The organism is Mitsuaria sp. GD03876 (assembly GCF_029840635.1).
In the GTDB taxonomy this organism is placed as follows: domain Bacteria; phylum Pseudomonadota; class Gammaproteobacteria; order Burkholderiales; family Burkholderiaceae_C; genus Roseateles.
Window position 1 is genome coordinate 1 of sequence record NZ_JAOCCU010000004.1, and the last position, 13,745, is coordinate 13,745.

A 13,745-nucleotide genomic window follows, 5' to 3' on the forward strand; every position below is an offset into this window, starting at 1 on the left:
GGGGGCCGCGGTCTCGCTGGCGGTGGCGGCCGGCGCGGAGGCCGCGTCCTGCGCCATGGCCGCGGGGGCCAGGCTGGTGAAGGCTGCCGCGGCCAGGGCCAGGCAGGCGAGAAGTTTCTTCATGATCGGGACTCTCTTCGTTGGATCTTGGGGATCGGCGGGAGCGGCCTCCCCTCGGCGGCCGCGGCGGGGTCGGGGTCGATCAGGCGCGGGTCAGAGCGCGTCCTGGCCGGTCTCGCCGGTGCGGATGCGGATCACCTGGTCCAGCGGGGAGACGAAGATCTTGCCGTCGCCGATCTTGCCGGTGCGCGCGGCCTTCTCGATGGCCTCGATGACCTGCTCGACGACGCCTTCCGCGACGGCCGCCTCGATCTTCACCTTGGGCAGGAAATCGACGACGTACTCGGCGCCGCGGTAGAGCTCGGTGTGGCCCTTCTGGCGGCCGAAGCCCTTGACCTCGGTGACGGTCAGCCCCTGGACGCCGATGGCGCTCAGGGCCTCGCGCACTTCGTCCAGCTTGAAGGGCTTGATGACGGCGGTGATCAGTTTCATGACGTTTTCTCCTCGATGCGGGCGCGCGGGACGGCGGTGCTGGGCCCGTCCCGGATGGGGGTTCAGAAGACTTTCTTGACCGACAGGACGACGCCGTTCTTGCCCAGGTCCTTGCCCTTGCCGCCGATGTAGGCGTCGGTGCTGGTGGCGACGACGCCCAGGCCGAAGGTGAAGCCCTCGAAGTCCTTGTTCACCGTCAGGGCGTAGTCCGTGTAGCTGAAGTCGCTGCTGTGCTTGACCGTCTGGCGGCCGATGTGCGGCGTCACGGTGAAGCCGCTGCCCACGTCGAAGGTGGCGCTCAGGTCGAGGTAGCCGCTGTTCTTGGAGTCGGCGAAGCCGAACAGGTTGCTGACGCTGTGCGAGTACTTCAGCGTGGCCGGGCCGTAGGACACGGCGCCGTAGAGCTCGTTGGTGTTGGCGCTGGTGGGGAGCTTGTTGCTCGGGTAGTTGTAGCGCAGGAAGCCGACGTCGACGGTGACGCCGCCGCCGACCTCGGTCTTGTAGCCGGCGTAGGTGTCGATCTCGACGTTGGCGTCGCCGCCGCCGTCCTTGATCCACTTGATCGTGGAGGCCCAGGCGCCGATGTAGAAGCCGCTGGAGTGGGCGTAGTCGACGCCGCCCTGCAGCGCCGGCTTGAGCCGGGTCTGGGAGATGCCGCGATAGCGGTAGTCGGAGGTGACGCTGACGTTGAAGGACAGCGGGTTGGCCTCCTGGGCCAGCGCCGGGAGGGCGGTGGCGGCGACGAGGGCGATGGCGGCGGCGCGGACGGCGACGGAGGGCTTCATGCGCGGGGGCTCCTGATGGTTGGGCGACTCGGGGCGACTGCTTGGGCGAGGCTTTGCAGCTTTTGTGCCAAGCGAACGGTTGCCCCTCGAAGGAGCCCCAATCCGGCTCACGCCACCCCGAAAGGCGGGGGGAGTCGCCCCGTCAAGCATCAAGACGCACCAAAAGCAGGCGCGGGAGGGGGAGTGGTTAACCCTGGAAACGCCCCAACAGGGTGCTAGGCGTGAAACCGGCGGCTGGGGACACTGCCAGGCTCATGAACAGGATGGGTGCGAAGGAGATGGGGATGCAGGGGAATGCCGCGATGCTGGCGAAGCCGCCGATCGATCTGTCGGGCGTTGCGCCGGGAGTCGCGGCGGACTGGCTCATCGCGAAGTACTGGGATGACGCGATGCCCATCCTCCCGGGGCGTATCGCACAGCGACTCGGTATCCGATTGGTGTACCTGCGGGCCACCGAGCAATCGCAGGTGTGTACCGACGACCAGGGACGCGTCTGCATCGCTTTCAAGGAATGCGACACCCCGCACATCCAGCGCTTCACGATCGCCCACGTACTCGGCCACATCGTGCTCGGCCACGGATTCCCGCCTCTCGAGGCGTGGGGTTCCTTCGGCAACAACGCGCCCGATCCGAGAGACCGCGCGGCCAACCAGTTTGCCGCCACGCTCCTGGTTCCCACCGATGCCCTGCGCTGGTGCTTCACCAGCGGATGGATGGCGAGTCTGGAACGGATCGTGGAGGCGTTCGATGTGCCGGAGAGCGTGGTGCTCTATCGGTACGACCAGTGGCGACGCAGCAGGTGAAGGGGCCAATCGCCCCGATGGAGATGCCTTGATGTCTGACCTGGATTCAACAAAGCCGCCCGACCTGTCGGCGGCCCCCCTTGTCGATGCGCCTGAACCGCTCGCGAAGCCGAGTTCTCGAAGGGAATCCGTCGACTCTCGCGCAAGGCTTGTCTTTCGATCGCTCGCACTTGGGCTGGCGCTTCTTGTCGTGGCATTGCTGACCGTATGTCTTCGCGACGTGATCACGACTTTCCTCGCCGGCGCGCACGGCGCTTCGCACCAGGAAGCCGGTGCCAGGCGGGCATCGAATCCCGGCGGCGGCGCTGTGCCGGCAGCCGCTCGTGCAGCACAGCAAGAGGCATCGAGGGATTGGCCACCGACTGTCGTCACGGTCCTCTCGCTGCTGTTGGTCGCCGACGTCGTCCTGACCCTGGGATTGATTCGCGCCACGTTTTCCCTGTCCGTACCCGGAGATGCAGTCAAGGACGACACCGGGGACAAGCGTGAAGGGACCAATCTTCCCGGAGTGGAATTGCTCAAGGCAACGACCGACGCGATCGCGACGGTGCTCAAGGGCCTGCCCAAACGCTGAACGAGCCCCGCGATCACCGTGGCGATGTCCCTCTCCATCATTCACAGCCGCGCGCTCGACGGCCTGTCGGCCGTGGCGGTCGAGGTCGAGGTGCACCTGGCCAATGGCCTGCCCAGCTTCACGCTGGTCGGCCTGGCCGACCTCGAGGTCAAGGAGTCCCGCGAGCGCGTGCGCGCCGCGCTGCAGAGCAGTGGTCTCGAGTTCCCCGCCAACAAGCGCATCACCGTCAACCTGTCGCCGGCCGACCTGCCCAAGGAAGGCGCGCGCTTCGACCTGCCGATCGCGCTCGGGCTGCTCGCGGCCAGCGGCCAGATCGACGCCGAGCTGCTGACCAACCTCGAGTGCGCCGGCGAGCTCGGCCTGTCCGGCGAGCTCCGGCCCGTGAAGGGCGCGCTGGCGATGGCGCTCGCGTTGCGCGCCGCCAAGCTCGACCGCGAGCTGGTCCTGCCGCGCGGCTGCGCCGACGAGGCGGCGCTCGTGCAGGGGCTGGTCGTGCGGGAGGCCGCTCACCTGCTCGACCTCGTGAACGCCCTCCAGCCCCGCAGCGACAAGCCGTTGCCGCGCGTGCAGCGCGATCCGCCGCCGCCAGGCGAGACGCCGGTCGACCTGCGCGACATCAAGGGCCAGGCCGGCCCGAAGCGGGCGCTGGAGATCGCCGCGGCCGGTGGCCTGAGCATCCTGCTGGTCGGCCCGCCGGGCACCGGCAAGTCGATGCTGGCGCAGCGACTGCCCACGCTGCTGCCGCCGCTGTCGGAGGCCGAGGCGCTGGAGTCGGCGGCGCTGCTCAGCGCCAACGGGCAGTTCCGCCCGTCGCTGTGGGCCCGGTGTCGCAAGTTTGAATAAATGCGACTGCATCGAAATTGATGCGACTCAGAGTTCGGTTCCCGACAGCTTTCTTCCACAACCGCCCGGAGACGAAGACGGCGGCTGCCCGAGCGTACGGTCGGCGGCTCTGCGTCGGAGGCAGCAGGAGCTTTTGTGCTGCAGGGGAAGGGGGGCGGTAGCCCCTACAGGCGCGCCCCCACATCCACGCCGGCGACGACCAAATCGGCCAAGGTGCCCGAATCTCGCTTCTTCGAACACAGCCAGGCGGCTGAATCAGCGATCCGCCTAGCCTTCGTTCGCTGTGCCGTCCGCAAACTACCTAGGCAGGACGGCTCCAACACCCCTCGTGTCATCGAACGTTTAGCCGCTGTGCACGCACGGAGGACTCGAACATGGTTCGTGTCTCACCGGGAGGAAGTGTGAAGTTTGTTGTGGCCGAAGATTCGCCGACGCTACGTCGGATGGCAGTTGCCCGTTTGGAACGCGAAGCCGGAGCAACGGTGGTGGCACAAGCTGACAGTGAGCGTCGACGTCCGAGAGTCATCGCTCATCTGGCGCTTCGATGCTGGTTCGCTCGCCCTCAGAAGTCGTTGTCGACCTTTCTCTGCACCTGCACTCGCATGGTTTGCGCGTTGAGTTCCAGGGCCAGCCCGTCGCGGTCCAACCCCGGGTCGGCTACCAAGTCCAGGCCGTCGGCCAAGCCCATCGCCCACAAAGCACGGAGATAGGTTCCGAGGCCGGTCGAGAGCTTGCCTGACTCAATCGCTTCGATGGCCGTGCGGCTTAGGCCGGCTCGGTCGGCTAGGTCCTGCTGGCGTAACTTGCGCCGAATGCGAGCCGCGCGAATGCGCTTGCCCAGCTGAGCGGCCAAGTCCGCTACTGCGGGCGGAGGAGGGAATGCAGGAGCGATCGTGCTTTTCATAGAACGCATTATCCAGAATATCGCATTTTATAGAACGCGCGGAAGTGGTCGGGGTGGAGGTGGACTTCGACCGGATCGGTCAACCGACTGCTCTCCCTAAGACCAGCCTGATCGCCGGCCTTTACGATCTGTTCCAACTCGGACAGGTCGGCAACGTGGCGTTTGCCCAGTCTTTTTCCTTGCACGCCTTCGCCCGAGCACTGGGCCGCGGCTCGAGGAGCGTCGGGGAGCTGCTGCAGATGACCTTAGAGCCGCTCCACACGGCTGTGTCCGACTCGACGCTCAGTGACGACGACTGGGGGCTAATCGAACTGCGGCTATCCTGGGTGTCGGAAGACAAGCGTTGGGACCGCTTAGGCCGGCTGAGAAACGCGGTTGCCGGCGCGTACCTGGACCGGCACCTGTGGCCGCGCGGTTTCGCGTCGATAGCAGCCGACAACAACGTGTTCGTAGCGTTAATGGAACAGACAGTGGATCGCTGGGGCGGCAAGCGCTTTCTGAAGACTGTCGAAGAGTCGCTGGAGCAAGAGGCCGACGCCTTTTGGCGCGCTAGGCGAGAGCTGATCCACTGGTTTCTGAAGCGCAAATAGTCGCAGGATCGATGGCCCCTTCATTTAGTGACGAATCAGGGCTGCCGTCGCCTCGCCGTACAAACCTTAGGTTTGCATCGAAAGTTCGTCAACGTTCCCACGCTCCACCCGTTCGGTGGCTATGCCTGGTTGCCTTTGCGGGGCGATTTTCGAGGTCTTGTGCCCGTGTTTTTGATTGGCGCAGAGGAGGCTGGCCGTTTGAGCGAGGCTCCCTCATCGATCTTGGACCGCTCGCGTCTGTCCTTGGCTGCGCGTGCTGGATCGAAAGAGGAAATCGGCTCTAGCTTCAAGTCGAACGGCTCGTACGTGCCCTTGAACTGAGATTCTCCAGGGACGCGTGCGACGTCTCTCCAATACGTTGGCTGCAAGTTGCGTTCCTCATCTGTGGTAGGCCTCCGCATGCATCGCGACGTTATTTGCTGGCAAGGTGCATCGAGGAGCCGGATGTTTTTGTAGCCGGAGGCGCACGCGGACATGAGCTGAAACAACGCTTGTAGCGCTGCCGTTGCATTAATCAGGTCTGGCTGCGTTCCGCGATGAATGAACTCGTTACGGGCCTTGCGGGCGAGATTGAGGTGACGATAAGTCTCGGCCATGATGAGCCCCTTCTGGAATAGCAGCTCGATGCGTGCGGAAGTTGTCCAGACTCGATAGTCCTTCAGAAAGCCGCCGCGGCTTGGGATCTCGTCACCTTGGCTAGTTGCCTCTACTTCAGCGCGCCAGATACGGCTGACGATCTGCTCAATCGATGTCCAGAGGCATGTAAGCGCCTCGGCCAGAGCACCCGCAACATAGTGGGTCGTACCAGCTAGCGCGATCTCGGCTCCCAGAGGCTCGCATTGCGCAAGGATCTTCCGGCCACGTTTGATAGCAGCGTCGAGGGCCGCAAGCGTGACGGGCATTTGACGTAACAGCACGATGTTGTCGCTCACGCTCGCGCTCTTGTCGCGAAGTCCGGAGTGCAACGATGTATTTCGGCTAGCGCCGCTCAGCATTCGGATGTAGCCGGTGTGAAAAAGGACGCCTGGGCAAATGTCGGCGGGTGCAGCGCCCTCGGTATAGATGCCACCTAGCAGCATTTCGAGGAATACGCGGTTGAAGATCTTCAGCGCGACGTCCGGTTGGGCAAACTTTGGCAAAGCCGGCATAGCAAGGCTGCCGTCGAATCCAACGAGCATCATGTAGGGTGCAACGCCGCCATCGATGAAGCCGCTAGCCCGATTCAGCTTCAAGTAGTCGTATGTGGAGCGGTTGATGTCCTCCAGGGTTGGGTTCCACTGGTCGCCCGCATCTTTTGTGATGAGCTTCAGCGGGGCGCTGAATGCCATGACAAGCGGCATCCCTTCAGGCTTGTTTAATTTCGTCATAACCTTCATGCTCCCTCGAAATCCAGCGAAGCGAGCCTGCAGCTACCCATCTGTACCAACAGTCGTCTTGGGAGCGAGAGGACCTTTCCAAGCGGAAACAGGAACAGCTTTCGCAGGCCATGTCGTCGTACCAAGACCTCAGCCGACTCATAGACCGCATACTCTTTCGGTTGAGGAACCTTCAGGGCGCTCTCGACGGAGCCGCCAAAGTGGAAATTCGCAACGCGCGAGCGAAGTATTGAGAAGCTGTCGCCGATTGGAACGAGAGCCTCAATCGAAACCTCGTGATGACCTTGATGTACTTCGGATCATCTGCTCGACAGATGCTCGAGGACGAGATCGTTGGTGGGCTGCGGGAATTGCACCGCTTGGCGATCGTCACGATCAAGCAACCAACGCCGGAACGGGTGCGTGCCTTGAAGCGTTCATCTGACGACTTCAATGTGCGCGTCTACAAGTTCAACGCCATGCTCTTGGTTCAGTTGCAGGAGGGCCAGGTCGGCTCATTCCTCCCCGCAGATCTGAAGGACGCACTTCCGTCTGAAGAACCCGACGTGAGTACCGAGGTCGAGCCATCTTCAGAGACAGAACATTTAGCGCCCTGCTCATCGCCTACAGCTCCAAAATCGCTTAGCCGCCCCTCTGCCTCTTGCGATCCCAGGCCATTTGAGACGCGATGACCTTCATGCAGCGTGAAGCGATATCTGCGCGCAGGTCGCTATGCCCTTCTTCGCATCGCCGGCAACGCGAGTAATCAGCGTTTGCGGTTCGACTGCACCACGACGGTGGCAACTAGCGTCTTCGTCGTAGTGGATGACCGCGCATTGTCGAGCGCACCGCCAGCTTTCGCTTCCGTTTTTGCTCCGGTCTGCGCTGCTGAGCCGGCTTGGCGCAGTGCGGAACCCGCCAGCGAACGCTGCAGCGCACTGGCGGAATCGCTCTGCAGTGTCTTGCCAGCGAGAGAGGCCACCCGAGGGGAGGTCTGCTTGGTGTTCTTGCTCATGAAGGCTCCTAACGAAACGGGCTGAAGGCTGGGATTAAATCCAGTTCAACCACTATAGGTAGTGGAGAATTTGAGTTCAAGACCCTACATCTAGTGTTTTTACTGACCCACGCGGCCGGGCAGCCAAGCAGGGTGGCAGGCAAAGTCTGATATCCTCAGTCCATGGCCCGCACGCCGGCCAGCCCGCCCACGAGGCGAAGTCGTATCGACAGCGTGATCTTCAAGATGACGAGACAGGCTTTGACCATCCACTGGTCGCCGCCGGCTCGGTGTGTGGGCGCATCTGAGCTGCCGCGACCGCGGAGTCAAGCCATGACTATGTCCTTCCCTCCCACCCAACTCGTGCGCTTCCGCAGGGAAGCCAAGAAGCTCGGCCGCGAGGCCTCCATCCCCCACAGCGAAGCGCTGGATCGCGTCGCGGTCAAAAACGGCTTTGCTAACTGGTCATTACTGGCCAAGCACAGCAACAGCGCGGAGGTACTTGCCTCTCGCGCTCGAACTCCACAGCCTGAGTCACCTCGCAGCATCCGGTACTACCTGCACGGGGACATTCGTGAAACCGATCCATCGCAGTGCTACTGCGCGCGCTGCGACGTCTTCTGGCCGCACGACCACCTGCTACCCGTCAGCCACCACGCTGATGGGAAGGACGGGGAGCGGTTCCTTCGAGACTTGGCAAGCTGGAACGCGCTGACCAGGGACGAGCGCGGGCTCAACTTTCGGCCTCAAGCGGCTCCCAATATCCTGTCCGCCCTGGCGACGGCCGCGCGCGACGCGCGGGAGGCTGCGAGGTCGCCGTTCCATCGTTGGCTGGACCATCAGCGCCGTCGCAACGATCCGGTCGGTGACTTAGCCAGCGACATCCTTCGCGACGCTGCCTTCCCCATCGGCTTGGCGACCCGTCGCGAGCTCGAAGAACACCTCGACATCTGCGGCTCGCATGTGAAGAAGGCACTGCGACAAGCCTGGCGCGAGTTCAAGGGTGGGGATCGCCTGGCGTGGACACGCGCGGATGCACTGGCCGCCGAGCTCAAGATTTCCCGTGAAGAGGCGCAGGAACTGGTCGACGTCGAACCGATTGAACTGACCGGCCACAGCGGTGACGGGGCTTACGGGTACGAGTTCGACTTCTCCCGTCACGCCTCGCCGAAGCTGGGCGCAACGCTGATGCGCAAGCATCGGTCTTTGACCCTCAGGGTGGGCCCCTGGTTCTACGACGGCATCGAGGGCAGCGAGTTCTCGCGCTGACCTTCCAGACCCAAGGCTGGCGGCATGCCGCCGCCAGCTCGAACTTCAATCAAGGGACGGGACCCACATGACGGGGGACTCGTGCCAAGGATGGCAGATTCGTCTCCGCAGCATTTCTGAGTGGCAGCCCTCGAGCGAGGGAGGTACGTCTTACGTATCGCAAACGCCGAGAAGCACGGAGTCATATGAAAACGCAAGCCAGCGGGGACACGTCCCGCCCCTCCCGTTCAAATGTCGCTGAGGGAGAGCCGCTTGTCGTGGCGGTGCTCAAGCTTCTGTCGCCTCGCGTACGCGAGCGCTTCTGTTATGTAGCCCTGGCCGTGGGCTTTGCCGTGTTCGCTCTCGGACTCTGCTTTGCGCCTGGGACCACGATCACCTGCGTCGGTGCGGCCGTGGCAGGCAGGCTCAGCAGGTAGATCGGGCGTTGAACTAGGCAACTCACCCGTGTCGCCGCGTTGAGCGCGCGATCACGCGATTACGTCATTGCCGCTGCTCGTGGAACACCGGCGCAAAGAGGTCGCGTATCGGTACCCCAAGGGCCTGCGCCATGCGCTCAATGTTGTCCAGCGACGCATTCCTGCGCAGCCGCTCCACATGAGCGACGAAGGTGCGATGAAGCCCACACTCCAACGCGAGCGCTTCCTGTGACCACCCCTTTTGTGCTCGCAGCCGGATGAGATTGAGCGCCAGCTGCTCACGCGCGCTGACGGCAATCTCCTTGGGCTGGTGACGAGGTGTGGACACGTGTGGAAGTCTTCACACCCATCGCCTATACGTCACCCGCTTTTAAGTCACAATCGCCACGCATTCAGTCAAGCGATCATGAACTTCAAAGAAGCTGCGCTCGCCAATGGCCAGAGCATCCGCATTGCCACCATGTCGGGCACCGTGCTCGACCCCTCCGGCTCTACCGGCGCGCCACGCAAAAAGGGCGGATTCTGGTTGCTCGATAGCGAGGGCAAAGAGAGCTTCATGCGCTCCGCCGGCCTTGGCATCGCCGTTCGACCCGGCCACCGCGTCTCTCTCGTGTACGGCGCTCCGTCTGCGCAGGTTGATGGCGTGATGTTTGGCGCGATGAATCACACGACCGGTGAAGTGGCCTGCGACATCATGGTGCTGGGGCAGTCACTTCGCAGTTGGCGACTGGATGTGGCCGAGGGGAAGAGCTTCTTGATCTGGGCATTCGCTCCTTGCCTCGTCCTGGCCCTGCTTGCTTTCGCCTCTCCCGCCACGCGGCTGGACAACAGGATCTTCGCCGCCTTCTGGAGCGCCATCGGTGGGTTCATCCTCGGTAGCGTGGCCTGGTACTTTGTTGGCTTCCGAATTGGCCCACAGGCGCGCCTCGGCGAGTTGGCAGCACAGATCAACGCGCTCGGGGTGGCGGCCCTCCAGCAGGCTGGCGATTGAACCTTTCGTGTGCTGCCGTGGCACGCGCCGTTGAGTCAGCGCGGCTCTCGAGCTTCCGCAGTGGTGATTGCGTGATCGACCAGCCAGCCTGGGAAGGGGACTCGATGATCAGCTGTCTCGGGCCACGTTGCCTGAGTTCAGCGGCACGGAGCGATCATGTCCGGTGAAACGCGGGCCAACCTCCAGACTGCCTGGACACTGAAAAGTTGCGTGTCGCGCCTTCAACCTTTGCTGCGATCCTTCGTCGGCGAGCGCGTCGGTTTCGCCGAACTGTGAGCTTCTCCCTTGCCGGAGATCCGCTTGGCAGCAACGCTCTCGACCTTGATCGACGTCGCCTTACCCAGCAGCGTGGGGTTTTCGGTTGGCCGCCGGAACGCCGGCCTGCGGGCGCCAGCTCCCGAGGAGGTACCGCCCTTCTCGGCGCCTTCTTGAATCCGTCCACCCGCGGCTGAGCGCGCGGTATCGACCCCTGGCCGTGGCGCGCCTTTGAGCTTCAGGTGAAGCTCGCAGTAGTTGGCACCGTCCATGGCGTCCAGCGCGCAGGTTTTGTTTGAGCAGCGCATCTTGTCCTCCCCGAAATTCTCTTCAGTTGCCGGTTCGGCCGTAGATCATCAGAAGCACCAGCGGCACGCAAAAGCCCGCTGCGCTGCACAGCGTCAGCAGGCAGTGGTTGAGCAGCTGGCGCTTGTTGACGAGAGCCGACCTTGTCTCGTTGCACGCACCCGTCCAGCGCTTGATCGCGGCTTGGATCATCCGCTCCCGCCGCAGCTGGAGCTCGGCCGAGTCCGCACTCGCACCCAGCAGGTCATCGATCTCGTCGATGCCTTCTGAACTCAGATACGGGGACGAAACATCGGTGATCCAGATGGCGCTCAAGGCGAAGACGATGCCGGCGATCAGGAGCGCCACGATCGTGAGCAAGATCACATGCTCCGCCGTGCTCGCTCCTTTGAGCTGCCCCACATACGCGAACGCACCGGCAAGAAAGACCCCAGCCAGGGCGGCGATCGGCTGGGCCTTGGATTCAACGACCTTCCAAGAGTCCCACAGTTCGGCGTACTCTGCCTTGAGCTCGGCCAATGACTCCCGCCTCAAATCGATGCGAGTCTGGAGGTCGATCATGATCAGGACCTGACGGCTTTGATGAAGCTGAAGTCGTCAGAACTCCCATCGGCACGGTGCACGAAGAAGCATGGCCGCGTGAATCCCTCGCCGCGGCATTGCCCCTTGGCAAAGCGCTCCACGCCGATGCCGATCTTCGTCTCCTGACCTTGCGGCACATCCCGGTCGTAGTGCTGGAGCAAGGCCAACAGGTCGTCGTGGTCGGTGCCTTGTGGGACCGTCTCGTCTACCTTGTAGCGTCCCAGCATCTCCGTGAAGTGCGCGATGGCCTCCTGGCGCGTCGACCAACTTCTTCCGTTGGCCAGGCTGAAGGGTTTCTTAGCCATTGCGCGTCCTCACCGGCACCACGAGCTTCGGTCGGATGGGCACGAGATGGCTGGCATACGAGCGAAGGATGTCGTTGTAGAGATCCGGATGTTTCGGCGCCTTGACCGTCAGCACGAGGGCGTAGGGAATCTTCGGCGGCTGCTTTGCGGTGCCGCCCGCCGTCCGCGCGTTGTAATGGATGTCGAACACCGGCTGGTCGAGGCTGCTGCCCAATTTGCCGACCTTGTTGTGCATCACGGTTTCCCACTTGCCTTGGTCGGCGCGCAGTTCATGCTCGGTCGCGTATTTCGCGCGGGCGAAGAACGAGTGGGTTTCCGCCGCCTGCTTGCCTTCCTTGACGTTCGTCAAATTCGGCCGGAAAACAACCTCCAGACCGGCGCGCGTGTATGAGGCCGAGTCCTGCGGATCCGTTGGGGATGCGTAGCAGAAGGTCGCCGAGAGTTCGATGCGCCCCTTCAGGCCACCCGCCGGGATCGGCAGCGCGGCGCGCAGGTATTTGCCCGGCTTGAGCTCACCTTGATAGACGACGCGTGCAACCCCATCCGGGCAGGAAATGATGTCCATGAGGTCTTCAGGAATCTTGCCCCAGCCGACCTCGCCCACGTCGTGCTCGCTCGGATCCGCGGCGTGAACCAGCAGCGCTTTGATGGCGAGCGTCGACAACGCGTTGCCCAGCACGGCGCGCACTCCGACGGCGTTGCGCAGCAGGTAGGGCGCCGCGAAGCTGGTGCCGAACTCAGGCACCAAGGTTGGCCGCGATCCGCGCGTGAGGACGTGGAAATATCGCTCCGCGCCGCCGCCGAAGGCGAGCAGATCCGGCTTGATCACGCCGGGGCTGCGACCCGGCCCGATTGCACTGTAAGGAGCGCGAGCCCAGCCTGCGGAAGGACTATCCGCCGCACCGACAGCAATAGCGTTGACGCAGTCCGACGGAACCTGGATCCGTGCCTCAGCCGCGTCCTCGTCTTCACCGGTGTTGCCCACCGCAACGGTCATGAAGGTCTTCCCGTCGCTCAGAAGGTCGTCGATCACGGACGTCCAAGCGTGCACCTCGTCATCCTCGACGGGCAACGCCGGTCCCAAGCTCAGGTTGATGAATTCATAGGCGCCGGAGAGCAGGACTTCTTCCACGAACTTCAGCGAGCGATACAGCTCCAGCGGATCCTGTTTCACATCGTCGACGACCCGCAGGTGATCGATGTACGAGTACGGTGCGGGTCCGATCCCGGAAGGCTGCAGTGGGCCAAACAGGAACGACGAGCTGACGTTGAGCCCATGCTCCATGCCATCGGAGGTGCTCTTGGCCTTTTCATCCATCAGGCGGTAGTTGCGAACCCATCGACCGATGGGGTGGGAGTCCGGCAGCCCACCGTCGAGGATGGCGACACGGGGCTCGGCGGACAGCGGCTCGTCGTTGGGAAGCTCGCAGTGCAGACGAGCGGATCCCGCCCGAGCCTCTCGCCGGATGCTACGCAACACGGGCATCGGACGGATCACACGGACGAAAGAGAACTCTGCGAGCTGCTGAATCTGGGCCTGCGTGCCGCGCACGGGCACGAACCAGAGGTTGCTCGCGTTGAAGGTCAGGTCATCCTCGATCTCGACACCGAGCTCAGAGGCGAAGGCCTCGAAGCATCGTTCGATGAGCTGGGTGGAGTCGTTCGGGATCAGGTGCAGACCTACCTCGTAGGTCCTCACCTTGTCCGATCGTGCATTCCCCATCACCCCCCGCAACCGCTCGGCCGATCGGAATGGCGCGACGGTTTCCAGGTGCGCAAAGTCCAACGCCTCTTCCGTTCCAGCCTGCAGCGTCTGCGCCCACTGGTTCAATTGGGTGAGCGTGTTGCGCTTGGCAGCGACGAAGATCTCCGTGGTCGAGGTTTCGTGAGGCTCAACCTTGCGCTTCCAGGCCTCGGGCACCAGGCGGACGGCACGGCTCCCCACCGACACCATGCCCAGCACGCTGAACATGTGCTTGGGGAAGTAGGAACGCGCGATGTAGGAAGGGTTGAGCGTGAACCTGGCGACCGTGATGTCTTCGGGGCAGGCCTGCGCAGGAAGCGCCGCCACCGACTCGGCCAGGGCGCCGAGCTTCTCGCTCAACCGCTCGCGCGCCCGGTCGAGCGAATACACCTCAGCCTTGTCGATGTTGCGCGATGGACCCGTGATGGTCTGAGTCAGCGCTTCTCCGTGTCCGATCAGAAAATTCGGCATCTACTC

The 13,745-nt window shown here is 63.3% G+C and carries 16 protein-coding genes and 1 pseudogene; 7 read left to right on the forward strand and 10 right to left on the reverse strand.

What is annotated here, in order from left to right; genetic code table 11:
• Window positions 1-213 precede the first annotated feature (213 nt).
• Window positions 214-552, reverse strand: a complete 339-nt coding sequence (gene glnK, locus N5D62_RS03635; RefSeq protein ID WP_279756203.1) for a P-II family nitrogen regulator — start codon at window positions 550-552, stop codon at window positions 214-216.
• A gap of 62 nt (window positions 553-614) precedes the next feature.
• Complete coding sequence (locus N5D62_RS03640) at window positions 615-1,337, reverse strand: TorF family putative porin (protein WP_279756205.1); 723 nt, start codon at window positions 1,335-1,337, stop codon at window positions 615-617.
• A gap of 284 nt (window positions 1,338-1,621) precedes the next feature.
• On the opposite strand from N5D62_RS03640, the gene N5D62_RS03645 reads away from it, so the two are divergent.
• The 3 genes and pseudogenes from N5D62_RS03645 to N5D62_RS03655 form a co-directional block, all read left to right on the forward strand.
• On the forward strand, window positions 1,622-2,140 hold the full coding sequence (locus N5D62_RS03645; protein WP_279756206.1) for an ImmA/IrrE family metallo-endopeptidase: 519 nt from the start codon (window positions 1,622-1,624) through the stop codon (window positions 2,138-2,140).
• Between the two features lie 31 nt (window positions 2,141-2,171).
• A complete protein-coding gene (locus tag N5D62_RS03650) occupies window positions 2,172-2,714 on the forward strand; it encodes a hypothetical protein (protein ID WP_279756207.1) in 543 nt (180 codons plus the stop codon).
• Window positions 2,715-2,738: 24 nt separating this feature from the next.
• Window positions 2,739-3,533, forward strand: a pseudogene (locus tag N5D62_RS03655) (magnesium chelatase domain-containing protein); the annotation flags it as partial.
• Window positions 3,534-4,119: 586 nt separating this feature from the next.
• Here N5D62_RS03655 and N5D62_RS03660 read toward each other — a convergent pair.
• Window positions 4,120-4,461, reverse strand: a complete 342-nt coding sequence (locus N5D62_RS03660; RefSeq protein WP_279756208.1) for a helix-turn-helix domain-containing protein — start codon at window positions 4,459-4,461, stop codon at window positions 4,120-4,122.
• A gap of 53 nt (window positions 4,462-4,514) precedes the next feature.
• On the opposite strand from N5D62_RS03660, the gene N5D62_RS03665 reads away from it, so the two are divergent.
• Window positions 4,515-5,051 (forward strand): hypothetical protein, encoded by a 537-nt coding sequence (locus N5D62_RS03665; protein WP_279756209.1) that lies wholly within the window; start codon window positions 4,515-4,517, stop codon window positions 5,049-5,051.
• A gap of 119 nt (window positions 5,052-5,170) precedes the next feature.
• On the opposite strand, the gene N5D62_RS03670 is transcribed toward N5D62_RS03665, so the two are convergent.
• Window positions 5,171-6,427: a hypothetical protein gene (locus N5D62_RS03670; RefSeq protein WP_279756210.1), complete on the reverse strand. Its 1,257-nt coding sequence runs from the start codon at window positions 6,425-6,427 to the stop codon at window positions 5,171-5,173.
• Window positions 6,428-6,705: 278 nt separating this feature from the next.
• Here N5D62_RS03670 and N5D62_RS03675 point away from each other — a divergent pair, with 278 nt between their 5' ends.
• Entirely contained in the window at window positions 6,706-7,098 is a 393-nt protein-coding gene (locus N5D62_RS03675; protein WP_279756211.1) for a hypothetical protein, read from the forward strand.
• A 74-nt stretch (window positions 7,099-7,172) separates the two neighbouring features.
• Here N5D62_RS03675 and N5D62_RS03680 read toward each other — a convergent pair whose 3' ends face one another.
• The gene (locus N5D62_RS03680; RefSeq protein WP_279756212.1) at window positions 7,173-7,421 is read right to left on the reverse strand and encodes a hypothetical protein; all 249 of its coding nucleotides are present in this window, start codon (window positions 7,419-7,421) and stop codon (window positions 7,173-7,175) included.
• A gap of 312 nt (window positions 7,422-7,733) precedes the next feature.
• On the opposite strand from N5D62_RS03680, the gene N5D62_RS03685 reads away from it, so the two are divergent.
• Window positions 7,734-8,669, forward strand: a complete 936-nt coding sequence (locus N5D62_RS03685) for a YozE family protein (RefSeq protein ID WP_279756213.1) — start codon at window positions 7,734-7,736, stop codon at window positions 8,667-8,669.
• Window positions 8,670-9,149: 480 nt separating this feature from the next.
• Here N5D62_RS03685 and N5D62_RS03690 read toward each other — a convergent pair whose 3' ends face one another.
• Complete coding sequence (locus N5D62_RS03690; RefSeq protein WP_091728574.1) at window positions 9,150-9,413, reverse strand: helix-turn-helix transcriptional regulator; 264 nt, start codon at window positions 9,411-9,413, stop codon at window positions 9,150-9,152.
• A gap of 78 nt (window positions 9,414-9,491) precedes the next feature.
• On the opposite strand from N5D62_RS03690, the gene N5D62_RS03695 reads away from it, so the two are divergent.
• On the forward strand, window positions 9,492-10,076 hold the full coding sequence (locus N5D62_RS03695; protein ID WP_091728578.1) for a hypothetical protein: 585 nt from the start codon (window positions 9,492-9,494) through the stop codon (window positions 10,074-10,076).
• 221 nt (window positions 10,077-10,297) lie between these two features.
• On the opposite strand, the gene N5D62_RS03700 is transcribed toward N5D62_RS03695, so the two are convergent.
• From N5D62_RS03700 to N5D62_RS03715, 4 genes are read right to left on the reverse strand one after another with little or no spacing between them, the layout of a single operon-like run.
• Window positions 10,298-10,603, reverse strand: coding sequence for a hypothetical protein (locus N5D62_RS03700; RefSeq protein ID WP_217648455.1), 306 nt, complete (start codon window positions 10,601-10,603; stop codon window positions 10,298-10,300).
• Between the two features lie 58 nt (window positions 10,604-10,661).
• On the reverse strand, window positions 10,662-11,198 hold the full coding sequence (locus N5D62_RS03705) for a hypothetical protein (protein WP_279756214.1): 537 nt from the start codon (window positions 11,196-11,198) through the stop codon (window positions 10,662-10,664).
• 2 nt (window positions 11,199-11,200) lie between these two features.
• Window positions 11,201-11,524: a DUF3223 domain-containing protein gene (locus N5D62_RS03710; protein WP_091728586.1), complete on the reverse strand. Its 324-nt coding sequence runs from the start codon at window positions 11,522-11,524 to the stop codon at window positions 11,201-11,203.
• The gene (locus N5D62_RS03715; RefSeq protein WP_279756215.1) at window positions 11,517-13,739 is read right to left on the reverse strand and encodes a S8 family peptidase; all 2,223 of its coding nucleotides are present in this window, start codon (window positions 13,737-13,739) and stop codon (window positions 11,517-11,519) included. The genes N5D62_RS03710 and N5D62_RS03715 overlap by 8 nt, the downstream gene beginning before the upstream one ends.
• Between the last annotated feature and the right edge of the window lie 6 nt (window positions 13,740-13,745).